Below are 24,562 nucleotides of genomic sequence, written 5' to 3' on the forward strand. Positions count from 1 at the left end.
AAAGACGGCTGATTTGGCGTGGAGCAGCGGCGTGATGCACAGCCTTATCCACAGGCGGTGTGGATAAGGCGGTTTTCCCATGTGTGTCGGCCAGTTGCGTGGGTTTCGTCACCTGGCAGACAGGTTCCTGCCGCAACTGCACAACCGGCAGTGCGATGTGACCGGTGCCCTACACTTGCCCGCGATGTCCGCCCCGTTGCTCCGCGTCGCCTTGCCCGTTCCCCTGCGGCAGGCCTTCGACTACCTGCCGCCCCCCGGCCACGCCGTCGGCCAGGACGATGTCGGCCGGCGGGTGCGCGTGCCGTTCGGCAATCGCGAACTGGTCGGTGTGGTGGTCGAGGTGGTCCCCGCCGGCGCCGCCCCGGGCGAACTGCGCACCGCGCTGGCCGTGCTGGATCCGGCTCCGCTGCTGGCCGGCGAGCTGGCGCGCTCGTTGCAGTGGCTGGCCGCCTACACCCACGCCCCGCTGGGCGAGGTGCTGGCCACCGCCCTGCCCGGCCCTCTGCGCCATGGCGAGCCGCTGCCGGTGCGCGAGTCCTGGGGCTGGCGCCTGACCGAGGCCGGCATGACCGCGGTGGACCGCCTGCGCGCCGGCAGCCAGCCGCGCCTGCTGGCCGAGCGCCTGCGCGGCGAAGGCCTGGCCGAATGGCAGCTCGACGACCTCCACCCCGGCTGGCGCACCGCCGCGCGCAGTCTGCTGCAGCGCGGCCTGGCCGAGCGTTTCGCCCAGCCGCCGCGCAGCCGCGCGCGCGATCCCCAGCCCGGCCCGGTGCTCAATGACGAACAGCAGGCGGCGGTAGCCGCCATCCCCGCGCAGGGCTTCGCCCCGATCCTGCTGGAGGGCGTGACCGGCTCGGGCAAGACCGAGGTCTATCTGCACGCCATCGCCGCCTGTCTGGCGCGCGGCCGGCAGGCGCTGGTGCTGGTGCCGGAGATCGGCCTGACCCCGCAGACACTGGCGCGCTTCCGGGCGCGGCTGGGCGTGGAGGTGTACGCGCTGCATTCGGGCCTGGCCGACGGCGAACGCGCGCTGACCTGGGCGGCCTGCCTGCGCGGCGAGGCCCGGGTCGTGGTGGGCACGCGCTCGGCGGTGTTCGTGCCGCTACCCGAGGCCGGGCTGATCGTCATCGACGAGGAGCACGACGGCAGCTACAAGCAGCTGGACGGCATCCGCTACCACGCCCGCGACTTCGCCCTGGTGCGCGGCAAGGCGCTGGACGTGCCGGTGGTGCTGGGCAGCGCCACGCCCTCGCTGGAGACCCTGCACAACGCCCAGGCCGGCCGCTACGCGCATCTGCGCCTGTCCACGCGCGCCGGTACGGCCAAGGCGCCCAGCGTGCGCGTGGTCGACGTGCGCAAGCGCCCGCTGGCCGCGGGCCTGTCGCCCGACACGCTGGCGGCCATCGCCGCGCAGCTGCAGGCCGGCGGCCAGGTGCTGGTGTTCAAGAACCGCCGCGGCTACGCGCCGGTGCTGCTGTGCCACGACTGCGGCTGGAGCGCGCACTGCCATCGCTGCGACGCGCCGATGACGGTGCACGCCGCCGGCCGCCGCCTGCAGTGCCACCACTGCGGCCATCGCCAAAGCGCGCCGCTGGCCTGCCCGGACTGCGGCGGGCTGGCGCTGCAACCGCAGGGCGTGGGCACCGAACGGCTGGAGGAACTGCTGGCCGATACCTTTTCCCAGGTGCCGGTGCTGCGCATCGACCGCTCCACCACCCAGCGCAAGGACGCGCTGGAGCAGGCCTTCGCCACGCTCGGCGACGGGCCCGGCATCCTGGTCGGCACGCAGATCCTGGCCAAGGGCCACGACCTGCCGCTGCTGACGCTGGTGGTGGTGGTCGGCGTGGACGAGGGCCTGTTCTCGGCCGATTTCCGCGCCGGCGAGAAGCTCGCCCAGCTGCTGATCCAGGTCGCCGGCCGCGCCGGGCGCGCCGCGCGCCCCGGCCAGGTGTGGCTGCAGACCCACCATCCCGGCCATCCGCTGCTGGAGACGCTGCTGTCCGGCGGCTATCGCGCCTTCGCCCAGGCCGAGCTGGCCCAGCGCGAGGAGGCCGGCTTCCCGCCGTTCGCGCACCTGGCGATGTTCCGCGCCGAGGCCAAGCAGATCGAGCACGTCCAGGCCTTCCTGCGCGCGGTGCGCGCGGCGCTGGCGCAGGCCGATGCCGGCCTGGAGCTGCACGGCCCGATGCCGGCGCCGATGCCGCGCCGGGCCGGCTTCCAGCGCATGCAGCTGCTGCTCTCCTCGGCCCAGCGCCCGCGCCTGCACGCCGCGCTGCAGGCGGCGCTGGCGCAGGTCGAGGCGCTGCCCGAGGCCCGGCGCGTGCGCTGGTCGCTGGATGTGGATCCGACGGATTTGTATTGAGTGGGGCGGCGGTGTTGGGTTGCGCGGGCGGGACGTCGGGGTTTCTGGGGCTCGGGGCGAAACGTCCCTGGATTCCCGCGTTCGCGGGACGTTTGAAAAACCCTCCATCGCCGCATTCAACAGGTGAAATGGCGCGGCTGACCTGGCTTGCAGCGGCAGAGTGAGGGAAGAAGCGCTTGGGCCAGAAGGTGGTTTAGCCCGCCAGGGCTCGGTTCGTGGCGTTAGACCGTGCGGTCCGCCGCGCGGGCCAGGTTCCAGGCCACCAACGTCACGCAGGTGGCCACGGCATTGCGTTCAAGGCCCATGAAGCGCATCCGGGCCAAACCATAGGAGCGCTTGAGGGCCCCAAAGACGCCCTCGATCCTGCCCCGTACCCGGCCGATCAGCGTGTTGCGCCGCTTCTCCCACACGGTCAACTTGCGCGTGCGACTGGCCTTGCGCTGGACCCGGTTGCCGATCCCGTGCTCGGCGAGCTTCTCCCGCAAGCTCGGACCCACGTAACCCTTGTCCGCCCAAACCGCGCCCTCATCGCCTTGGACCAGCTTGGCGGCCTGGGTGATCTCGTTGATGTTGGCCGAGGTCAGCACCATCGCACGCGCGATCTGCGAACCCCGATCCACCGCCAGATGCAGCTTGTAGCCAAAACGCGCCATGCCGTTGGGGCGCTTGGTCCACCTGGCATCCGGATCGACCGGGGACTGGCCACCGCCCACCTGCTTGGGCGGTTCGGCGGCCGCCGCCGGAATCAGGGTGGCGTCGATCAGGGTGCCCTGGCGCAGGATCACCTGGTGCGCATCCAACTGGGCATTGACCTGCGCCAGCAGGCGCTGCCAGCGATCGCCTTCGAGCAGGCGCTGGCGAAAGCGGCTGATCGTGGAGTGGTCCGGCACGGCCTGATCCAGGGACAGCCCGACAAAGCGCCGGAAGGAGAGCCGATCGCCCAAGGCATCCTCCATCGCCGGATCGCTCAAGCCATACCAGGCCTGCAGCAGCAACACCTTGAGCATCGTGGTGGGCGGGTAAGCCGGCCTGCCGGTCTGGGCCTTGCGCTCCAGCCCAAGCGCGCCGACCAACTGCGGCCAATCCAACAAGGCATCGATCCGCTGCAGGCGACTGTTGGTGCTGCCCAAGACCAGGGCATCGGCAAAGCTGGACTGGGCAGGGTCGCGCTGCATGGGAAGAGCCTCGGGAAGATCAAGGGTAGTTTTGCAAAGGTCCCGCTTTCGCGGGAATGACGGTGGGGAGGGTTGTTGTGAGGCCTGGTGATCGCGCCGCCTCTGGCGGCGTATCCGGCGCCGTATTAGCAAGAAGTTGAATTGACTTCAGCGCCAGGCCGACCCGGCTGTGACAGGATGGGGCGTGCGGTGCCTCATGGGCACCCGTCTCTCCCCCCGTTTCCAAGTCTGTTGCTCATGTCTGTTTCAACACACCATCTGGTCATCGTCGGCGGCGGGTTCGCCGGCCTGTGGGCCGCGCGCGCGCTCGACGACGCCCCCGTCCGCATCACCCTGATCGACCGCCACAATCACCACCTGTTCCAGCCACTGCTGTACCAGGTGGCCACCGCCGGCCTGTCCGCGCCGGACATCGCCGCGCCGCTGCGCCACATCCTGCGCGATCAGCGCAATGTCGAGGTGCAGTTGGGCGAGGTCACCCGCCTGCTGCCCGAAGCGCACACCATCGAACTGGCCGACGGCACCAGCCTGCGCTACGACACGCTCGTGCTGGCCACCGGTGCCGGCCATGCCTACTTCGGCAACGACGCCTGGGCCGAGCACGCGCCGGGCCTGAAGACGCTGGACGACGCCCTGCGCCTGCGCCGCGAGATGCTGGTGGCCTTCGAACGCGCCGAGGCCGAGCCCGACCCGGCCAAGCGCGCGGCCTGGCTGCACTTCGCCATCGTCGGCGGCGGCCCGACCGGGGTCGAGCTGGCCGGCACCCTGGCCGAGATCGCCCGGCACACGCTCAAGCACGAGTTCCGCCATATCGATCCGACCCAGGCGCGGGTGCGCCTGATCGAGGCCGGCCCGCGCGTGCTGCCGTCCTTCCCCGAGGACCTCACCGACAAGGCGCGCGCGCAGCTGGAGAAGCTGGGCGTGGAGGTCTGCACCGGCGCGCCGGTGACCCACATCGACGAACACGGCTACACGCTGGGCGGGCAGACCTTCGCCGCACGAACGGTGGTGTGGGCCGCCGGCGTGGCCGCCTCGCCGCTGGCGCGCAGCCTGGGCGTGCCGCTGGACCGCGCCGGACGCGTGCTGGTGCGCCCGGACCTGAGCGTGCCGGGCCACCCGGACATCTTCGTCGGCGGCGACCTGGCCGCCGTCACCCAGGCCAACGGCAAGCCCGTGCCGGGCGTGGCGCCGGCGGCCAAGCAGATGGGCCGCTACATCGCCAAGAGCCTGCGCCTGCGCCTGGCCGGCAAGCCGGTGACGCCGTTCAAGTACAGCGACTACGGCAACCTGGCCACGATCGGCCGCATGGCGGCGATCGTGCACGTGGGCCGGTTCAAGCTGTCCGGGCCGCTGGCCTGGTGGTTCTGGCTGGCCGCGCACGTGTACTTCCTGATCGGCTTCCGCAACCGCTTCGTGGTGCTGGTCAACTGGGCCATGGCGTACTGGAGCTACCAGCGCGCGGCCCGCATCATCTTCGGCCAGGCCCCGCGCGAGACCGTGCCCGACCACGCCGTGCAGGACCTCGCGCCGGGACCGAAGCGCGCGACAGACTGAGCTGCGCATCGGCCCGCTTCGCGCGGGCCGATGTGGGTCATCAACTCCGCGGCAAGAACCCACCCAACGTCGTTTCCCCAACCTACCGTCGTTCCCGCGAAAGCGGGAACCCATGGACGTTCACCCAGGGAGCCCAAGGCACTGGGTTCCCGCGTTCGCGGGAACGACGAGGTTGAGTTTTGTGTGGCTTACGGGCACTGGCTGAAGCGGGGACGCGATGCGATCAGACACCTGATTCCCGCTGCTGCGGGAACGACGCGCGTTACTCCAGCCCACTCCCTACGGCGCGCCAGCGAAATCCATCGCCTGCTGCAGCGAGGCGCCCAGCGTCTGCCCATGCGAGAGCCCCGGCAGGATCTTCTGCTCCACCGTGAGCCCGGACACCTTGCGCAGCTGCGCGGCCAGCGTGTCCGGCGCATCGGCGGGCAGATGCATCCGCGCCGCCTGCATCGCCTGGCGGCGCGCCGCGTCGGCGGCCGGCGGCGCGGCGCGTTCCTGCGCGCCGCGGCCGTTGAGCATCAGCAGCGCGGCCGGCGCCGGCAGCGCCCTGGCCTGGAAGCGCGCGGCTTCCTCGAGGATCTGGCCGCTGCCCCACCACAGCGAGGCGTCCACCGCGACATAGCGGTCGAACGCCTGCGGCCGGGTGAACAGCGCATGCAGCGCGAACAGCCCGCCGTAGGAATGGCCCCACAGCGTCTGCCGTGCCGGGTCCAGCGCCACCAGTCGGGCCACGGCCGGGCGTACCCGATCGAAGATCAGCGCAAGGAACGCATCGGCGCCGCCGCTGCGCCGGCCCAGCGCGTCCTCCTGCGCGCCATCGGCCGGCGTCGGCGTGTAGTCGTAGGAACGCGCGGCGCTGTCGATGCGCAGGTCGTTGTCGGTGGCGATGAACACCAGCACCGGCGCATGCCCGCCGGCCCGCTGCCGCTCGAGCGCGGCCTCGTCCAGTTCCATCAGCGCCGCGTTGCCGTCGAGCAGATACAGCGCGGGGAAGCCGCCGGCCGGCGCCGGCGTCTTCGGCACGGCCACGCGCACGCGGTAATGGCGCTGACCATCGGCAGAGACGAACCTGAGCACATGGAAGGCGTAAGCGCGCGAACCGGTGTCGGCCAGCGTCGGCCCGGTGGTGCGGCTCAGATCGGGCTGGGCCCATGCCGGCGCGGCAGCGAGCATGAGCAGTAGCAGGCTGCCCAGGCAGGAGGCGAGCGCGCGCATCAGAAGCCGAACCGCAGGCTGGCCCAGTACGCGCGACCGGGTTCGTTATAGGTCTGCGCGCCGGCGCTGCTGGCGCGGCTGCCTTCGCGGAAGAGGCGCTTGTCGGCCAGGTTGTTCACGCCCAGGCCAAGGCTGACATCGCGCGTGATCCGGTAACGCAGGCTGGTGCTCCACAGCTGGTAGGCGCCGAGCGAGTCGCACACCGGCAGCCCGGCCGCGCCGCAGATGGCCTCGTTGTTGCGGTCCAGCCGTGCCTGCTCCTGCTTGCCATAGAAGGTGGCCATCAGCGCGAAGGACAGGCGCTGGGTCGCGCGCCAGTCCAGGGTCGAGTTGAGCGTGTACTTGGGGATCACCGACAGCGGTTGGCCGGTGGCCTCGTTCTTGTTGTCGATCATCCAGGTCAGGTTGGTGTCCCAGCTCAGCGTCTGGCCGCGATCGCCGAGCAGCGGCAGCTTCAGATTGCCCTCCACGCCCTGCACCAGCGCCTTGGAGGCATTGACCCACTGATAGACGAAGGCCCGGCCCGGCGTCTGGTAGTAGTCGCTGTAGCCGGCCACGATCTTGTTGTCGTAGTCGTTATGGAAGTAGGTCAGCGAGGCGTGGTAGCCGGTGTCGGGTAGCCACTCGATGCCGATCTCCTTGTTGATGCTGGTCTCCGGATCCAGGTCCGCGCTGCCCTGGATGTAGCAGCCGCCGGTGCCGACGCCGACGTAGTAGCTCGGGCAGCCGTTGCCGCGCGTGTAGTAGAGGTAATTCGGGTTGGCCTGGTACAGGTTGGGCGCCTTGAACGCGCGCGCCACGCCGCCCTTGATCAGCCAGTCCGGCGCCAGCCTGTACTGCACGTTGAGGCTGGGGCTGAGTTCGTTGCCGAACGCGCTGTGGTGATCGAAGCGCAGGCCAGGCGTCAGGGTCAGCCGCTCGGTGGCGTAGAGGTTGTCCTCGACGAACACCGCACTGACCTGCTCGTCGGTCTTGCCGTTGCGGCCGCTCGGATCGATGCCGACCACACCGGGGGCCGTCTGCGAGACCGAGTACGGATCGTCCAGCCGGCTCTTGCGGTACTCGAATCCCACCGTCCAGATGTTGTCCACGCCGCCGAGCGTGGTCGGCAGGTTGATCTCGCCGTCGGCGGCGACGTCGCGCAGGGTCGAACGGGTCCACACCGGCGTGGTCGACAGCGAACCCTCCGGTCCGCCGGCCAGGCCTTCGGCGATGCGGTCGTTGTCGGTCTGCGCATAGGACACCGTCAGGCGCGAGGTGCCGAAGTCCCACTTGCCGCGATGGGTCAGCGCGGCATCGCGGCGGGTCATCACATTGGTCTCGTCGCCGACCTTGCTGACCACGGTGGCGTTGGAGTTGTTGAGATATTCGCCGGCGAAGATGTTGCCCTGGCGGCTGTAGCCGGACTCCACCTCGACCACCTGCGCGTCGCTGGCGTCCCAGCGCAGCAGGCCGTTGATGTCCTTGTTGCGCACGCCCTCGCGGCCGGCGGCGGCGACGCCGCTGCGGGAATGCGCGCTGTTGATGTCCGGCGCATCGGCATCGGTCTTGTTGAGGTTGCCGTATAGGCGGAAGGACAGATCGCGCGCCAGCGGTCCGCTCAGGGTGAACCCGGCGCGCTGGCTGCCGCCTTCGTCGCTGTGCTCGGGCACCAGCCCATACAGCGTCATGCTGCCCGACAGGTCGCCGGTGGGACGCTTGGTGATGATGTTGACCACGCCGCCGGCCGCGCCCGAGCCGTAGCGCGCCGCGGCCGGGCCGCGCAGCACTTCGATGCGCTCGACCGCCTCGGCCGGCACCCAGTTGGTATCGCCGCGGCTGTTGCGCTCGCCGGCCACGCCCATCCGCACCGAATCGCGCGCGCTCACGCGGCGGCCGTCGATCAGGATCAGCGTGTTCTCCGGCCCCATGCCGCGCAGGTCGATCTGGCGGTTGTTGCCGTAGGCGCCCGAGGCGCTGTTGCCGGTCAGGTTGACGCCCGGCATGGTCCGCAGGAGGTCGGACAGGTCGTTGGCCGGCGGCCGGCGCTCGATGTCCTCGCGGGTGATGATCGAGGTCCCCAGCGCCTGCTTGGCGATCTGCTCGGCGGTGACGTGCAGCGTGTCCAGGGTGGTGTCGGCGTCCTGGTCGGTCTCGGCCTGCTGCGCATGGGCAGGCAGGGAACTGGCCAGCGCGGCCAGCAGGGCCAGGCGCAGGGGACGGGAAACAGGCGCACGGAGGGTGCGACGCGCAGCAGGAGTCATCTCGAACAGCCTCGGTCAGGGGTGATGCCCTGGCGACGGCTGGGGCGAATCTGGCAAAGCCGCACACCAGCGATCACGCCCGCGAGGCGGGCATGTGCAGGACGAGGACGGACTTCGCATGTCGCCGCGCGCGGCAGCGACCGGATGCGCGGCAGCTTAGCAAATGAGAATGAATCTTGAAATCGCGATTACACGATTGTCAGGGCGCCTTGCGATCTGCTGCTGGTGTTCGCGGCTGGCGGAGGTGATCGACAGGCTTCTCACGCTCTAGAGCTCACGACGCGTGCGCGGTTCGATTCCGGCAGGGCAGCGGTCCGGCGGGCGGGGGCCGCTGCCGCGCGCTTCAGGGCACAGGACTTCGGTCTGCGCCCCCTCCCTTGCGCATCGCGCAGGGGAGGGATGGGGAGGGGTCGGGGCTTTACCGGCCAAGCCATCGAAGCAAGAGCAAAAGCACCCCTCCCCGGCCCTCCCCTTCGCCTATGGCGAAAGGGAGGGGGCAGGGTGCGAACAGTGACGGAAAGGCATCGACTTGAGGCCCCCTCCCTTGCGCATAGCGCAGGGGAGGGATGGGGAGGGGTCCGGGGCTTTCCCGGGCAAGCCACAGAAGCGAAGAGCAAAAGCACCCCTCCCCGGCCCTCCCCTTCGCCTGCGGCGAAAGGGAGGGGGCAGAGCGCTTGCCCAACGCCTTCGAGTCGAAGCCCCGTGACTCAAAGCGCGAGGCAGCGGGCCCCTCCGAAGCCGTAACACTCAATCACCGAGCCACCCCTCGATCCGGCGAAGAACCACAAAAAAGCCCCGCCAAAGGCGGGGCTTTTCAATCAGCAACACGTTGGCTTCGATCAGGCGGTAAACAGCGCCTTCATCTTCTTCAGCGCGTTGGCCTCGATCTGGCGGATGCGCTCGGCCGAAACGCCGTACTCGTCGGCCAGCTCCTGCAGCGTCACCTTGGCGTCGGCGTCCAGCCAGCGGCGGGCGATGATGTCGCGCGAGCGCTGGTCGAGGTTGGCCATGCCTTCGCGCAGCAGCTCGAGCTGGTTGTCCTCGCTGTCGGCGCGCTCGTAGGCCTGCGAGGGATCTTCCTCGTTGGCCATCAGATAGGCGGCCGGCGACGGCGGGGCGTGGTCGTCGTCCTCGTCGGACGGGGCGTCGAAGCCGATGTCACGACCGGACAGGCGCGACTCCATCTCCACCACTTCGCGCTCGGAGACGTTGAGGTCCTTGGCCACGGCGCTGACTTCGGCCGCGTTCATCCAGCCCAGGCGGGTCTTGGACTTTCGCAGGTTGAAGAACAGCTTGCGCTGCGCCTTGGTCGTGGCGACCTTGACGATGCGCCAGTTCTTGAGGATGAACTCGTGCATCTCGGCACGGATCCAGTGCACCGCGAAGGACACCAGGCGCACGCCCATGTCCGGGTCGAAGCGCTTGACGGCCTTCATCAGGCCGATGTTGCCTTCCTGGATCAGGTCGCCCAGCGGCAGGCCGTACCCGCTGTAGCCGCGGGCGACGTGCACGACGAAGCGCAGGTGCGAATGCACCAGCTCGCGCGCGGCGTCGAGGTCGTCCTCGTCGCGGAAACGGTGGGCCAGCGCCTGCTCCTCGTCGACCGTGAGCACCGGAATCTGGTGCACGGCGCCGATGTAGGCGTCCAGCGAGCCAAGCGGGCTGGGAATCGGGAGATTGTTGGCCACCAGGGCGGTGGCAGCGGAGGTCTGGGTCATGGCAGCGATTTTAGCAATGTGGGGATTGGACTGCTAAGGCGCGGGATGGTTCCCTTCGTTCTACCAAGGGAACAATTATCGCGACATCTGTTGCATTGCATTCATTTTTGGAAATCCGTTCACGTCTGCCGCCACATCCTTGGCAATCAACCACTTAGCGCATCCAACAGCATTCGCGACGCTGCCAGAGCATGACATGCGGTCCGTCAGCGCGCCGTTCAAGAGGCCAGAAGGCCTCTTCGCCTCACGCCAACGTCGAGGGCCCGATGCGAGAAGCTGGAAACGGCTTCAGAAGTCGAACAGGTCGGAGAGAAAGCCCTCCTTCTTGCGCTTGCGCCCATAGCCGTCGTGGCCTGCGTCCCGGTGGCGGCGATCGTGGTCATGCCGCGGGTAGGCACGCGCCCCGTAGGCGGCGGCCGGCGGCGGAGGCGGCGCGGCGACCTGGCGCGCGGGCGGCTCCGGGCTGGCCCGGTCGATCAGCTTGTCCAGCTCGCCCCGGTCCAGCCAGATCCCGCGGCACTGTGGGCAGTAGTCGATCTCGATGCCCTGACGTTCGGACATCATCAGCGCGGTGGTCTTGCAGACGGGGCAATCCATGGTGGGCATCGGCTAGGGAGAGTGACCTGGAGCCTGTGCGGGCCGGATTGAAGCCGTGCTGAAACCGGCCCCGGCCTGTCCGCATGGTCACCGCCGCGACAGCGCGCGGTCGGTTTGGCCTCGGCGGGCACCGCGTTTACGCGCGCGCGGCGCGGTGCAGACATGCATCGCCTGACGCGCTCGTTATCATGCGCGCCCCCTTCCTGCAGTGCCGCCCAGGCAATCGGAGCGCATATGAGCAAGCAACCCATTGGCGTGGTCGGCATGGCGGTCATGGGCCGCAACCTGGCGTTGAACATCGCCAGCCGCGGGCACAAGGTCTCGATCTTCAACCGCAGCCGCGAGAAGACCGACGAGGTGATGGCCGAACATCCGGACGCCGGCCTGGTGCCGAGCTATACGCTGGCCGAGTTCGTCGAATCGCTGGAAACCCCGCGCCGCATCCTGCTGATGGTCAAGGCCGGCGCTGGCACCGATGCGGTCATCGCCGAACTCAAGCCGCTGCTGGCCAAGGGCGACGTGCTGATCGACGGCGGCAACACCTTCTTCCAGGACACGCGCCGGCGCAACGAGGAGCTGGCCCAGGCCGGCCTGCATTTCATCGGCACCGGCGTGTCCGGCGGCGAGGAAGGCGCGCTCAAGGGGCCCTCGATCATGCCGGGCGGGCCGAAAGACGCCTACGAGCTGGTCGCCCCGATTCTCAACGAGATCGCCGCCAAGGCCGAGGACGGCACGCCCTGCGTGGCCTACATCGGCCCGGACGGCGCAGGCCACTACGTCAAGATGGTCCACAACGGCATCGAGTACGGCGACATGCAGCTGATCGCCGAGAGCTATGCCGTGCTCAAGCACGTGCTCGGCCTGTCCAACGCCGAGCTGGCCGACACCTACGCGCAATGGAACCAGGGCGAGCTGGACAGCTACCTGATCGAGATCACCGCCACGATCCTGCGCAAACGCGACGATCGCGGCGAGGGCGATCTGGTCGACAAGGTGCTCGACCGCGCCGCGCAGAAGGGCACGGGCAAGTGGACCAGCCAGAGCGCGCTGGACCTGGGCACGCCGCTGCCGTTGATCACCGAGTCGGTGTTCGCCCGCGTGCTGTCGGCGCTGAAGGACGAGCGCGTGGCCGCCGCCAGGATCCTGGCCGGGCCGGATGCGCCCGCGTTCGACGGCGATCGCGCGGCCTTCGTCGAGGCCGTGCGCAAGGCGCTGTACCTGAGCAAGATCGTGTCCTATGCGCAGGGCTTCGCGCAGATGCGCGCGGCCTCGGACGAATACGGCTGGGACCTGCAGTACGGCCAGATCGCCAGCATCTTCCGCGCCGGCTGCATCATCCGTGCGCGCTTCCTGCAGAAGATCACCGACGCCTACGCGGCCGACGCCAAGCTGGCCAACCTGCTGCTGGCGCCGTACTTCCAGAAGATCGCCGCCGACTACCAGGGCGCGCTGCGCGAGGTGGTGGCCACGGCGGTCAAGGCCGGCATCCCGGTGCCGTGCTTCGCCTCGGCCATCGCCTATTACGACGGCTACCGCAGCGCGCGCCTGCCGGCCAACCTGATCCAGGCCCAGCGCGACTTCTTCGGCGCGCACACCTTCGAACGCGTCGATGCGCCGGGCAGCTTCCACGCCAGCTGGGGCGCGTGATTCGCGCGCCGGCGCGGCGGGCTGGCGAATATGTGATGCAGTTCAATAAATCTCGGCGTGCCTGCCGGAGGTATGCCTTCGCCTTGCGACTTTCGCCGCGTTTCGCGCGGCGCGCGTTTGCCGGACCATGACGCCCGTCGCGTTGCCTGCTCCGGTCCCATGCCCCTGTCCCGTCTGCTGCCTCCCGCCTTCCGCCTGCTGCTCGCACGTCATCGCCAGGCGCGCATGCTGCTCCTGCTGCTCATCGGCCTGCCGCTGGCGCAGGCCTTCGCCGCCGCGCCGGCCACGCTGAAGGTGATGAGCTTCAACGTGCGCACGCCGGCGGACACCAACGAGAACCGCTGGGAGAACCGCCGCGACCTGCTCGCACGCGTGCTCACCGAGCAGGCGCCGGACGTGATGGGCACCCAGGAGCTGGTCAGGCGCCAGGCCGACGATCTGGCCGCGCGCCTGCCGCAGTACGCCTGGTTCGGCCAGGGCCGGCGCGGCGGCGACGAAGACGAGCACATGGGCGTGTTCTATCGCAAGGACGCGCTCAAGGTGCTGGATTCGGGCAACTTCTGGCTGTCTGATACGCCGGAGGTGCCGGGCAGCATCAGCTGGGGCCATCCGCTGCCGCGCATGGTGACCTGGGCGCGCTTCGAGCGGATCGCCGATGGGCGCACCTTCGTGCTCTACAACACCCACTTCCCTTACCGCGACCAGGACGAGGCCGCGCGGGTGAAGTGCGCGCAGCTGATCGCGCAGCGGCTCAAGGCGCTGCCGGCCGACGAGCCGATCGTGCTGACCGGCGATTTCAACACCACGCCGGACTCCGCGCCGCACGCCACCCTGACCGCGCTGCTGCATGACAGCTGGGAAACGGCGCCCTCGCGCAGCGGGCCGGACCGCACGTTCCACGACTTCACCGGCACGCCGGACAAGCGCATCGACTGGATCCTCTACCGCGGCCTGCAGCCGCTGACGGTAGCCACGCTGACCGACCACGACGGCGCGCGCTATCCGTCCGATCACTTCCCGGTGATGGCGACCTTCGCCTTCCCGGCGCGGGCCGCCGCCAAGCCCTGAGCGAAGCCCGGCCGGCCTGACCGGGCCGGCTCGCACACGGATCGCACGCCGGACTGCAGATCGGCTGGCGCCAGCCGATACCATGGTCGTCCGCCGCGTGGCGGCGCTTATTGCCAAGCCCATGACCTCCGACCTGGCGTCGCGTCTTCCCCGGCTGCTGTGCCTGGTCCTGCTGCTGGTCCTCGGGCTGGCCGCCTGCGCGCCGGCGTCGCAGCCGCGGGCCTTCGTGGTGTCCGGCCAGCCGGCGCTGGCCGAGGAACACATCGATCCCTGCCGCCACCAGCACCGCCCCGGCCATGTGCGCATTCCGCTGGCGCCGCCCGTCGGCGGCTGGCCGGGCACGCCGCAGGCGGCGCTGGCGATGAACATCTACCAGGGCCAGGTGGAGATCCGCCACGGCACGCGCGAGCGCTGCGGCACGCCGCTGGACGCGCGCACGCTGGACTCGCGCTTCCGCACCGGCATGGGCACGGTGCTGGTGCCGCCGCGCGGCAACCTGCAGCCGATCGAGGTCGAGTTCGACCAGGCGGCGCTGCCGCTGTGGCGGCCGATCGTGATGCTGGGCGAACCGGCCGTGGTGCAGCGCCAGGACACGCTGCGCTTCTCGATGCGGGTGGCCTGCCTGGCGGTGGTGCTGTCGCTGGTGCTGTCCTGCCTGCTCACCTTCATCGCCACGCGCGAGCGCGCCTTCCTGTCCGCGGCGATCGGCGCGGTGACCTTCGCGCTGTGGATCGCCCTGCTGTCCGGGCTGTGGACCTATCCGCGGCCCTGGCTGCCGCTGGACGAGGCGTTGGCGCTGCGGCTGATCGCCGCCCTGCCGACGGCGATGATCGGCCTGACCCTGCGCATGCTGCGCGATCCGGGCAAGGCCTCGTCGCGCGTGTATCGGCTCGCCGGCGTGGTCTCGGTGGCGTTCCTGCTGCTGTCGGCGGTGGTGCTGGTGCTGCCCGAGGCGGCCCTGCGGACCATCTGGCTGCTCGATGGCGTCGGCTTCGTGGCGCTGTGCGTGCTGCTGGCCGCACGCGCGGTGCTGGCGCTGGTCCGCCGACAACCTGGTGGGATGATCACGCTGGCATGCCTGGCGCCACTGCTGCTCGCCACCGGGCTTGAGCTGTTCGCGCCTACCCTTCTGGCGTTGTGGGAAGTGGAGACGCTGATGGTGACCGGCGTCTGGCTCGGCCTGACCGCCAGCATGGCCCTGACCCTGCGCCTGGGCAGCCTGCGCCAGCAGCGCGACCAGATGCGCCTGCTGGCGCAGACCGACGCGCTGACCGGGTTGCCCAACCGCCGCGCGGCGCTGGAACGGCTGGCCCAGGCGCGCGCCGGCGCCCAGCAGGAGGGCCGGCTGCTGACGGTGTGCTTCCTGGACATCGACCACTTCAAGGACATCAACGACCGCTACGGCCATGACGTGGGCGACCGCGTGCTGGAGCGCGTGGCGGCGACCCTGCGCGCGGTGTTCCGTGGCCAGGACTATGTCGCGCGGATGGGCGGCGAGGAGTTCCTGGTCATGCTGCCCGACGCCGAGCCGGCGCATGCCCTGCGGCGCATCGACGCGCTGCGCGAACCGCTCGATGCGATCGCCCGGGATCTGGGACTGCCCGAGCTGCGCGTCACGCTCAGCACCGGCATCACCGGGCTGCTGCCGCAGGACCGCGACACGCGCGGTCTGCTGCAGCGCGCCGACGCGGCCATGTATGCCGCCAAGCGCGCCGGGCGCGATCGGGCGACGCTGGCGGAGGTCGGCTAGGCGCCGCCAACTGCGCCGCGGCGGCGGCGTGCCTCGCTTGACCTGACAGGCAGTCGCGCGGCTGCGGTCGCGGGTTGCCGTGAAGCTCGCGTGCTCGTCCGAGCCTCGCCCGCTGGCCGGATGGCGACCGCTGGCGGCGGTGCCGAACGGGCAGATCGAGGGTGGCGAAGCGACCGACGCAAAAAACGGCGGGTGGGACGCGATTCAGCGTCTCTGTCGCGAACGTCGGCCAACGTTGCATGATGGTGTCGCGTCGGAGTGAAGTCTGGATGACGGTTCGGGCTCCGGCGGGGTTCGTGAGAATTCCTGAACAGGCTGGTCGGTCGCGGTCTGTACCGTGGTCGCCAGCGCTCAACACAAGGAGAGTGCAATGGCTTTTTTCCATCTCTATGGACGCAATACCGAACGGCTGTACTTCGTCACCTCGGGCGACGACACCATCTGCGTGACGGCCGATGGCACGGCGTCGCTGTGCCACGACGCCGACCTGCTGACCATGCGCTGCGCGCCGGTGTCGCATCTGGAAGACAACCCGGTCGCGCTGGCCGCGTGCCGCGCCGCGGTCGCCTATGCCAAGGCCAACGGGCTGGAGATCGACGCATCCGACGCGTTCTACGAATGAGCGCGACGCGGCGTGTGCTGTCCTGGCCGTCAGCGGCGTGACGGGCCCGCCGCGGTGGCGATGCTAAAACCTTGGGTCGACTTCAACCGCAGCCGGAGCGCTCCCATGGAAACGCAGGAACTCTTCCGCGGCCGCCTGATCGACCACCTGCATCTGGTCGTGCGCGACCTGCATGCCAGCCAGGATTTCTACAGCGCCGTGCTCGGCGCGCTGGGCATCCCGATCGGCGGCACCGGGCCGGGCTTCTTCTGGGCGGACGAGTTGTTCGTCTCCAGCGCCGACAGCCCGGCGGCCACTGGCGAACTCACCGGACGCCATCACCTGGCCTTCCAGGCGCGCGATACGGCCATGGTCGATGCCTTCCACAAGGTCGCCCTGGCCCACGGCGGCCGCGACCACGGCGCGCCAGGGCTGCGGCCCTACCACCCGGGGTATTACGCGGCCTTCGTCTTCGACCCCGATGGCAACAACATCGAGGCGGTCTTCCACGGCCCGGCCGAACGCAGCGCCGAGGCGGTGCGGATCACTTTTCCGCAATGAGCTCGACCCGGAACGGCAGGTTGGCGGTGGCCGCATGTCCCTGGCCATCGCGGACCTCGACGAACAGCCGGTAGTTGCCGGGCGCCTGCGGTGCGACCAGGCGCATCGCGCCATTGGCCGTGTCGCTGATGGCCACATCGACCTGGGCGGGGACGGTTTCCGGGTCGCCGCCGACGCTGGTGGCCTGGCTCTCGCGCAGGACGGTCCAGCGATAGTCCAGGGCATCGCCATCGGGATCCTGCGCGGGCGCCGACGCGGTATGCGCGCTGCCCGGCGCCAGAGTGACGCTGGCGCGCGCGCCCTGCCCGTCGATCGTCGGCGCCTGGATCGACGGCGCACGGTTGCGCGGCCAGTGGCCGGTCCACAGCCACTGCAAGGTATCCACCGCCGGCGTGGTGGTGCCGTCCGGCAGGAACAGGCCATACCAGGTCGGCGTGCGCTCCTGCTTCTGCCCCCACAGGAACACGAACGACCCCAGCCCCTGGCGCTTGTCGGCCTGGATGACCTGGCGGTAGCGCTGCGCCAGCAGCCGCGCCTTGTCGGTGGACGTGTCCTCGATCGGCGCGCCCCAGGCGGTGAGCGGGCTCTCCCAATGGCCGGTCGGTCCCCATTCGGTGACGAGGTAAGGGCCGGTCCACTGGCTCTGGCGAAGCTTCTCCGGCAGCCGGTCGAGGTCGCCGTAGAGCTGGATGCCGATCAAGTCCAGCGCGGGCGCGCGCGCCTTGATCGCCTCGACCAGCGGCTTGTCCAGGCCCGCCACCGTGGTCATCACCGGATGATTCGGATCGAGCTGGTGAATCATGTCGGCCAGCGCGCCCACGGCGTTCCAGACGCGCGGGTTGGTCGATTCCAGGTTCAACTCGTTGCCGACCACCCACATCAGCACGGCGGGATGGTCCTTCCAGGCGAGCACCTCGCCGCGAATACGCGCGCGCTGTGCCTCCACGGCGCCGGCGTCGTCGTAATCGAACTCATGCCGCTCGCGCGCGACCTCGATGCCCATCGCCACCTTCAGGCCCTTGGCCTGCGCGTGGTCCAGCATCGCTTTCACCCGGACGGTGTCGGCGCCGGTCTGCCAGGTGCGGAAGGCATTGCCGCCGCGCGCGGCCAGCGCATCCTGCTCGCGCGCGTCGCCGCGCATGCCGGCGCCGCGGACGTAGAACGGTTGGCCGTCCACCAGCAGCACGAAGCCTTCCGGCCGCTCGACGATCCGCACCTGCGCCGGCCGTTCGGCCCGCGCTTGGGCCTGCGCCAGCGGCACACTCGCCAGCAACAGCGCCAGCACCCACCCCCTGCCTACCCGCATGCCCCGCTCCTCAGTGCAGGCACCGCACGCCATGCGGCGTGGGCGCATTCAAATCGGTGGGGGATGGCGATGATGCCACGTCGGGTGCGGGCCGAAGCGGCGATCGGATCACGCCATCGTCAGCACGACCTTGCCCAGATGCTGGCCGGCTTCGAGATAGGCATGCGCCTGCGCGGCCTGCTCCAGCGGGAAGGTGCGGTCGACCAGCACCTTCACCTGGCCCTGCGCGATCCACGGCCAGACGCGGCGCTCGATCTCGGTGGCCAGGCGGCCTTTCTCTTCCGCGCTGCGCGGGCGCAGGGTCGAACCGGTCAGCACGGCCTGACGGCGCATCAGCTCCATGATCGGCACTTCCAGCGTGCCGCCGCCCTGGGCGGCGATGTAGACGATGCGGCCGCGCGGGTTGAGCACCGCCAGCGTATCGGCGAACACGCTGGCGCCGACCATGTCCAGCGACACATCGACGCCGCCGGCCGCCTTGGCCGGCTCGACGAACGAACCGGCGCGGGTATCGACGGCGATGTCGGCGCCCAGCGTGCGCGCCTGCGCGGCCTTGTCCGCGCCGCGCGCGGTGGCCAGCACCTGCGCGCCGGCGGCCTTGGCCATCTGGATCGCCATCACGCCGATGCCCGAGGTGGCCCCGTGCAGCAGCAGCCGTTCGCCGGCCTTGAGCTGGCCATGCTCGAACACATTGGCGAACACGGTGAACACCGTCTCCGGCAGCGCCGCGGCATGGACGAAGTCGCAGCCTTCCGGCAGCGGCAGCACCTGACGCGCGTCCACCGCCACGTACTGCGCATAGCCGCCGCCGGCCAGCAGCGCACACACGCGATCGCCAGGCTGCCAGCGGCCGGCGCCGGTGACGACCTCGCCGGCCACTTCCAGCCCCAGCGTCTCCGGCGCGCCGGGCGGCGGTGGATAGTGCCCCTGACGCTGCAGCAGGTCCGGCCGGTTGATGCCGGCGGCATGCACGCGGATCAGCACCTGGCCTTCGCCCGCCACCGGGCGCGGCACCTGCACCGGATGCAGCGCGTCGGCCGCGCCTTTGCCGTCGCGGATGGCGATGGCGGTCATCGTGGAATCGGGCATGCAGGCATCTGTGCGGAATCGGGGGGCGGCCATGCTAAGCCCGCGGCGGCGACGGGCGCGTCTGCGCGATGGGACGCTGCATCGTGTCTGGCGCACCGGCTTGTGAGCCGCGCTCGCGGCCGCGTATGGTGAGGCCCGGGGAGGACCCGACGGCGTGCGCATGCTGCCCTGGCTATATCTGTTGATCCACGCGGCGGCGATGTGGGCCCTGCCCGCCCACGCCGAGACCGTGTCGTTCGCGTTTCTGCTCGGCGCGCCGCTGCTGGCCGCGGCCACCTGCCTGTGGCGCAGCCGCGGCAATGCGGCGGCCAGCGGCTGGATCGCGCTGGCGATCGCGCTGCTGCTGTGGGCCGGCGGCATGGCCGTCAACATGCTGCAGACCGCGGTGCTGGACAGCACCTCGTCCACCTCTGGTGCCAGCGTCCTGCTGTACGTGCTCTACGGCGTGCCGCTGACCTTCGCCCTGGCCAGTCATCAGGGCGAGGCGTGGCCGGTGCGCCTGCTCGATGCGCTGATGGCGATCGCGCTGGGCCTGCTGTTCTTCGTCCATACCTTCACCTTCGCCACCCTGAGCGGCGCCAGCGAAGACGGGCTGAACCGGCTCGCGCTGATGCTCGACGCGGAGAACGCCTTCATCGCCGTCTTCTCGGTGCTGCGCTGGCTGGCCAGCGGCACCGCCGCCCAGCGCCACTTCCATGGCAGCCAGGCCGCCTATGCCTGGGTCTATCTGGGCGTGGCGGCCTGCATCAACCATGGCGAGCCCCCGGACGACCGTTTCGGCGTGTGGTGGGACGTGCTGATCGATGTGCCGTTCCTGCTGCTGGTGTCGCTGGCGCTGCGTCCTGTGACCGATGCGCGGCCCGGCTGGCAGCTGCCGCGGCTGGCCTCGATCGTGCGCGCCGGCAGCCCCTTGCTGCTGCCGATCAGCGTGCTGGCGACCTCGGCGATGATCCTCGGCCGGCATCCGCAATGGGCGATCGGCGGCTTCGTGTTCGCGCTGCTGGGCTATGGCGTGCGCAGCGTGCTGCTGCAGCTGCGCGCCATGACCGAACGCGAGGAACTGCATGCGCTGGCGCGCGTGGACACGCTGACCGGGCTGGCCAACCGCCGCGAGTTCGATGCCGCCCTGAGCCGCGAATGGCAACGCGCGCGCCGCTCCGGCGAGCCGCTGGCGCTGCTGATGATCGACATCGACCACTTCAAGCGCCTCAACGACGCCTTCGGCCACCAGGTCGGCGATGCCCATCTGCGCGCGGTCGCGCAGACCCTGGCCGCAGGCTGCACGCGCGCGCTGGACGTGGTGGCGCGCTATGGCGGCGAGGAGTTCGCGGTGATCCTGCCGTCCACCGATGCGCCGGCCGCTCAGGCCATGGCCGAGGCGCTGCGCGCCGCGGTCGAACAGCGCAGATTGAACGCGCCCGAGCCCGGGCCCTACGTCACCGTCAGCGTCGGGGTCGGCGCGGCGTGGCAGGTCGAGGGCCCGGATCCCGCGCCGCTGCTGGAGGCAACCGATGCGGCGCTGTACGACGCCAAGCGTGCAGGGCGCAATCGGCTGGCGTTCCGGGCGATGGGGCCGCTTTCGGGGCCGGTGCCTGCGGGCCAGGGGTGACGGGCGCTGTTGTCCAGGGGAACCAGCAGCTCGTGGGTCCCGCGCTCTGTGCGAACGTCCATGGGTTCCCGCGTTCGCGGAAACGACGGGGGTTGGACCGGTGGCCTCGCTGTTGCGGCCGAGGCGAGTGACGAGCGGGTCCGCGCGAGGACGTAAAATGCGCGATTGCCGCACACGCGGCGTTGCTGCCGAGCCCCACCCATGATCACCAACGACGTCCTGCGCAGCGTGCGCTACATGCTCGATCTGAGCGAGCCCAAACTCATCGAGATCGCACAGCTGGCCGACCCGGCCTTCTCCATCGACCGCGCGCAGCTGCAGGCCGCGCTGAAGAAGGAGGACGAGGAAGGCTTCGCGCCGTGCAGCGATGCGCTGCTGGCGCACGTGCTGGACGGGCTGATCGTGCAGTTCCGCGGCCGCGACGAGAGCCAGCCGCTGCGCCCGGTGGAAACGCGGGTGACCAACAACCTGGTGCTGAAGAAGCTGCGCGTGGCCTTCCAGCTCAAGGACGTGGACATGCATGCGATCTTCGAGGCCGCCGGCTTCCCGGTGTCCAAGCCCGAGCTCTCGGCGCTGTTCCGCCAGCCGGACCACAAGAACTACCGCCCCTGCGGCGACCAGCTGCTGCGGGCCTTCCTCAAGGGCCTGACGCTGCGCCTGCGCGGCGCCTGAGCGCCCTCGCGCCGGGGCTGCCGGCGCGCCTGTTCCCTGTCCGAGCCTGCCGATGCCGCGTTCCCTGATTGCCCGTGTGGTGTTGTCCTGCCTGACGGCCCTGGCGGGCCTGACCAGCCTCTGCGCGAGCGCCGCGACGCCGGCGCCGGCGCCGATCCAGGTCAAGGTGTTCGTGGCGGCGATGTTCGAGATCGGCGCCAACAGCGGCGACCGCGCCGGCGAGTTCCAGCACTGGTACGAACGCTACTGGGCCGACGCCAAACCCATCGCCGTGCCCGGCGCCCTGAATCCGGTCTACTGCAACGCCGAGGGCGTGTGCGGGGCGGTGCTGGGCATGGGCAAGGTCAACAGCGCCGCCTCGATGCAGGCGATCCTGCTCGATCCCGCGTTCGACTTCTCCCATAGCTATTACCTGCTGACCGGCGTCGGCGGCACGCCGCCGCAGCGCGGCACCATCGGCGAGGTCAACTGGGCCAGCTGGCTGGTCGACTACGACCTGGGGCATCGCTGGGCGCCGGAGGAGAACACGCCCGGCGCGCCGACCTTCATGCCGCGCAAGGGCTACGAGGCCTATCGCGTGTTCCATCTCAACCCGGCGCTGGTGGGCTGGGCGATGCAGCTGTCGCAGGGCGTGCCGCTGGCCGATTCCGACGCGGCGCGGGCGTATCGCCTGCGCTATCCCGATGCGGCCGCGCGGCGCGCGCCGTTCGTGGGCACCGGCACGCACATGACCGGCGACACCTTCTTCCATGGCCCTGGCCTGTCGCGGCAGGCGCAGTACATCGCCAAACTCTACGGCGCCGACGACTACGTCATCACCGAGATGGAAGCGGCCGCGCTGACGCTGGTGATCCAGCGCACGCACGGCACCGATCGTATCCTCAGCCTGCGCGGCGCGGTCAATTTCGACCAGGGCAACCCGCGCGAGACCACGCTGCAGCACCTGGACCCCGCGCCGGGCGAGACCGCCGGCGGCTTCCCCGAGACCGTGCGCAACATCGAGGCCGTCGGCGCGCGCGTGGTCGACCACATCGTCGCGCACTGGCCGCAGTGGCAGGACGGCGTGCCAGCGCGCTGAGGCTTCAGCGCGCCGGCGTGAAGCGCAGCGTCTTCAGGTCGAACGCCGCGCCTTCGGAGCGGATGCGCAAGGTGTTGGTGCCCGGCTGCAGCGCCAGCCCCCGGAACACGCCGGCGCCCCGCGCGGCCGGCTGCGCATCGCCGTTGAGCACCAGCGCCACCTTGCCCGCGCCCTGCATGTCCAACGCCAGGTCGTAGCGGCCGGCAACGGCGACGGTGAAGGTGTACTGCAGCCATTCGCCGGCCTGCAGGCCGGCCACGTGCAGCGACCCGTCGCGATCGCGGTCCAGGTCGATGCCATCGTTGCGATAGGCCATCAGCGCATTCCAGACCAGGCCGCCGGGCTCGCTCGATTCGTTGGCCGGCGTGCGGCCGTGATAGGCCACCCCGTCCGGTCCCAGATCGAAGTCCACGGCGGCCCAGGCCCCGCCCGCGGCCTCGACGAGGTGCGGTTTGAACGGCCGCGCCCGGTCCGAATGCGGCGCGCGCAGCAGCGCATCGACCACATCGGGATGCTGCAGGTTGTTGGTCAAGGCCACATCGTGCGTGGCCAACTGCATCAGCGCCGCCTCGGCCGCCTGCGCCGAGGGCTTGGGGCCCGTGCCGTTCCAGTAGGCCAGCAGGGCCTCGTAGCCGGGATTGGGCACGATCTGCAGCGGGTTGTTGTAGCGGATCTTCTTCAGCGGCCACCAGCTCCAGCCGATGCCCTGGCCCTCGGCCAGCGCCACGGTGCGGGTGTACCAGTCGTTGGAGTTCTCGCCGGTCTCTCCCAGCCACAGCGGGATCCGATGCCGGTCGCGCAACGCCAGCATCCTGGCGATGCTGGCGCGGTCGGGCGTGTCCCAGTACTTGTGGAAGCTCAGCACCAGGTTGTCGTCCCACAGGCCCGCATCGAGCACGCCGGCGTAGTTGCTGCCCCAGCAGTTGCCCTCCAGCACGATCATGTGGCGCGGATCGATGCGGCGGATCGCGCGCGTGGTGCGTTCGAGCAGCGCGCGCAGCGGCGCGTTGCCGGTCTCCTTGCAGCCGTGCACGTCGGCGCGATCGGCGAAGCCCCAGTTCGGCTCGTTGATCAGGTCGTAGGCGGCGACCGCCGGCTCGTCCTTGTAGCGGCGCGCCAGCTGCTCCCAGAGCGCGACCAGCTTGTCCTGCGCGGCCGGGTCCTCCCACAGCGAGGGCTTGGACGGGTCGCGGTCGGCGATGCTGAGGTCGTTGCCCTGCCCGCCCGGCGCGGCGTGCAGGTCCAGGATCACCACCATGCCGTTCGCCTTGGCCCAGGCGATCAGGGCGTCGGTGCGCCGGAAGCCGTCCTCGATCCAGGTCTGCCGGCCTTTGACCGGCTCGTCCTCGACCGGCAGCGTGTACAGCGCGTAGTGCATCGGCAGGCGGATCGAGTTGAAGCCCCACGCCCCCATCGCGTCGATGTCGGCCTTGGTGGTGTGGTGGTCCAGCCACGCGGTGTAGAAGGCCTGGGTCTTGTCCTGGCCGATCAACTCGGCGATGTGCTGGCGGATCACGCGCTGGGCGCCGAACTTGGGCAGCTCCAGCATGTAGCCCTCCTGCAGCATCCAGCCGCCCAGACCCATGCCGCGCAGGATCACCGGCTTGCCGTCCTCATCGACGATCTGCGTGCCCTGCGCGCGCAGGAACCCGCGCGGCTGCGCGTGGACGGCAGGGACGAGCAGCAGCGCAAGCAGCGCGGCCAGCACGAGGGCACGGCAAGACATCATCGGGGACCCGCAAGTGATCGAAGGAGCGCAAGCGTAAGCGCAGCCGGCGCCAAGGCTGGCCTGCGCTGCAACATTCGCGCGCAGGCGCCGCTCCAGAGGGCGCCCCTCCCCTTTCGCGTAGCGAAGGGGGAGGTTGGGAGGGGGTGCTTTTGCCTTTGACTTTGCCGCGAAGAGCGACCCCTCCCCAGCCCTCCCCTTGGCCTGCGGCCAAAGGGAGGGGGCGAGCTTGCGTCGCTTCAGACACGGCTAACAACGCCCTCGGTTCCTGACAAGCGCGGAAAGCGCCCCTCCCCTTTCGCGCAGCGAAGGGGGAGGTTGGGAGGGGGTGCTTTTGCTTTTGCCTTCCCCGCGAAGAGCGACCCCTCCCCCTCAGTCGCTAGCCGCGACTTCGAGCTCCCCTTGGCCTGCGGCCAAAGGGAGGGGGCCGAACCAACAGCCCCGCCATCCCTGGCAAGCCTGATCGCCCCGCAGGAAAACGCTTCCACTTCAACCACTTGCATGTGTCATCGCTGTTGTCATGCAGCAAGACCCGGCAAAAACGACGCCGTTCTTCATGCGCTGCGAACGCGTGGCTGTGACAGAGCCCGC

General features: G+C 70.1%; 18 protein-coding genes. 10 read left to right on the plus strand and 8 right to left on the minus strand.

Annotated elements, in window-relative coordinates; all coding sequences use genetic code 11:
* The first annotated feature begins 184 nt into the window (after positions 1–184).
* Positions 185–2,362 carry a primosomal protein N' gene (locus QE438_RS10805; protein ID WP_307183937.1) on the plus strand — a complete coding sequence of 726 codons (2,178 nt, stop codon included), beginning with the start codon at positions 185–187 and terminating at the stop codon, positions 2,360–2,362.
* A 221-nt stretch (positions 2,363–2,583) separates the two neighbouring features.
* On the opposite strand, the gene QE438_RS10810 is transcribed toward QE438_RS10805, so the two are convergent.
* A complete protein-coding gene (locus QE438_RS10810) occupies positions 2,584–3,537 on the minus strand; it encodes an IS5 family transposase (protein ID WP_306991040.1) in 954 nt (317 codons plus the stop codon).
* A 237-nt stretch (positions 3,538–3,774) separates the two neighbouring features.
* Here QE438_RS10810 and QE438_RS10815 point away from each other — a divergent pair, with 237 nt between their 5' ends.
* Complete coding sequence (locus QE438_RS10815) at positions 3,775–5,091, plus strand: NAD(P)/FAD-dependent oxidoreductase (RefSeq protein WP_306995732.1); 1,317 nt, start codon at positions 3,775–3,777, stop codon at positions 5,089–5,091.
* Between the two features lie 279 nt (positions 5,092–5,370).
* Here the strand turns inward: QE438_RS10815 and QE438_RS10820 are convergent, their stop codons facing one another.
* From QE438_RS10820 to QE438_RS10835, 4 genes are all read right to left on the minus strand, one after another.
* Positions 5,371–6,306 (minus strand): alpha/beta hydrolase-fold protein, encoded by a 936-nt coding sequence (locus QE438_RS10820; RefSeq protein ID WP_306995731.1) that lies wholly within the window; start codon positions 6,304–6,306, stop codon positions 5,371–5,373.
* Positions 6,306–8,549, minus strand: a complete 2,244-nt coding sequence (locus QE438_RS10825; protein WP_306995729.1) for a TonB-dependent siderophore receptor — start codon at positions 8,547–8,549, stop codon at positions 6,306–6,308. Before QE438_RS10825 ends, QE438_RS10820 begins: the two co-directional genes overlap by 1 nt.
* An 839-nt stretch (positions 8,550–9,388) precedes the next feature.
* Positions 9,389–10,267, minus strand: coding sequence for an RNA polymerase sigma factor RpoH (rpoH, locus tag QE438_RS10830; RefSeq protein ID WP_130516770.1), 879 nt, complete (start codon positions 10,265–10,267; stop codon positions 9,389–9,391).
* A gap of 288 nt (positions 10,268–10,555) precedes the next feature.
* A complete protein-coding gene (locus tag QE438_RS10835) occupies positions 10,556–10,864 on the minus strand; it encodes a zf-TFIIB domain-containing protein (protein ID WP_306995727.1) in 309 nt (102 codons plus the stop codon).
* A 234-nt stretch (positions 10,865–11,098) separates the two neighbouring features.
* Between QE438_RS10835 and gndA the strand changes: the two genes are divergently transcribed.
* From gndA to QE438_RS10860, 5 genes are all read left to right on the plus strand, one after another.
* Positions 11,099–12,511 (plus strand): NADP-dependent phosphogluconate dehydrogenase, encoded by a 1,413-nt coding sequence (gene gndA, locus QE438_RS10840; RefSeq protein ID WP_306995725.1) that lies wholly within the window; start codon positions 11,099–11,101, stop codon positions 12,509–12,511.
* Between the two features lie 225 nt (positions 12,512–12,736).
* Complete coding sequence (locus tag QE438_RS10845) at positions 12,737–13,579, plus strand: endonuclease/exonuclease/phosphatase family protein (RefSeq protein WP_306996352.1); 843 nt, start codon at positions 12,737–12,739, stop codon at positions 13,577–13,579.
* A gap of 121 nt (positions 13,580–13,700) precedes the next feature.
* Positions 13,701–15,329: a GGDEF domain-containing protein gene (locus tag QE438_RS10850; RefSeq protein WP_306995723.1), complete on the plus strand. Its 1,629-nt coding sequence runs from the start codon at positions 13,701–13,703 to the stop codon at positions 15,327–15,329.
* Positions 15,330–15,699: 370 nt separating this feature from the next.
* Positions 15,700–15,951 (plus strand): hypothetical protein, encoded by a 252-nt coding sequence (locus tag QE438_RS10855; protein WP_130516760.1) that lies wholly within the window; start codon positions 15,700–15,702, stop codon positions 15,949–15,951.
* A 105-nt stretch (positions 15,952–16,056) separates the two neighbouring features.
* Positions 16,057–16,491, plus strand: coding sequence for a VOC family protein (locus tag QE438_RS10860; RefSeq protein WP_306995721.1), 435 nt, complete (start codon positions 16,057–16,059; stop codon positions 16,489–16,491).
* Here the strand turns inward: QE438_RS10860 and QE438_RS10865 are convergent.
* Positions 16,475–17,797 (minus strand): glycoside hydrolase family 2 TIM barrel-domain containing protein, encoded by a 1,323-nt coding sequence (locus tag QE438_RS10865; RefSeq protein WP_306995719.1) that lies wholly within the window; start codon positions 17,795–17,797, stop codon positions 16,475–16,477. The genes QE438_RS10860 and QE438_RS10865 overlap by 17 nt on opposite strands.
* Before the next feature lie 108 nt (positions 17,798–17,905).
* On the minus strand, positions 17,906–18,886 hold the full coding sequence (locus tag QE438_RS10870; protein WP_306995717.1) for an NAD(P)H-quinone oxidoreductase: 981 nt from the start codon (positions 18,884–18,886) through the stop codon (positions 17,906–17,908).
* 160 nt (positions 18,887–19,046) lie between these two features.
* On the opposite strand from QE438_RS10870, the gene QE438_RS10875 reads away from it, so the two are divergent.
* From QE438_RS10875 to QE438_RS10885, 3 genes are all read left to right on the plus strand, one after another.
* Entirely contained in the window at positions 19,047–20,495 is a 1,449-nt protein-coding gene (locus QE438_RS10875; RefSeq protein ID WP_306996350.1) for a GGDEF domain-containing protein, read from the plus strand.
* 201 nt (positions 20,496–20,696) lie between these two features.
* Entirely contained in the window at positions 20,697–21,167 is a 471-nt protein-coding gene (locus QE438_RS10880; protein WP_130516751.1) for a DUF1456 family protein, read from the plus strand.
* Between the two features lie 52 nt (positions 21,168–21,219).
* Positions 21,220–22,245: a purine nucleoside permease gene (locus QE438_RS10885; RefSeq protein ID WP_306995715.1), complete on the plus strand. Its 1,026-nt coding sequence runs from the start codon at positions 21,220–21,222 to the stop codon at positions 22,243–22,245.
* 4 nt (positions 22,246–22,249) lie between these two features.
* On the opposite strand, the gene QE438_RS10890 is transcribed toward QE438_RS10885, so the two are convergent.
* Positions 22,250–23,971 (minus strand): cellulase family glycosylhydrolase, encoded by a 1,722-nt coding sequence (locus tag QE438_RS10890; RefSeq protein ID WP_307183936.1) that lies wholly within the window; start codon positions 23,969–23,971, stop codon positions 22,250–22,252.
* Positions 23,972–24,562: the final 591 nt, after the last annotated feature.

The organism is Pseudoxanthomonas sp. SORGH_AS_0997 (assembly GCF_031453535.1).
Taxonomy (GTDB): domain Bacteria; phylum Pseudomonadota; class Gammaproteobacteria; order Xanthomonadales; family Xanthomonadaceae; genus Pseudoxanthomonas_A; species Pseudoxanthomonas_A winnipegensis.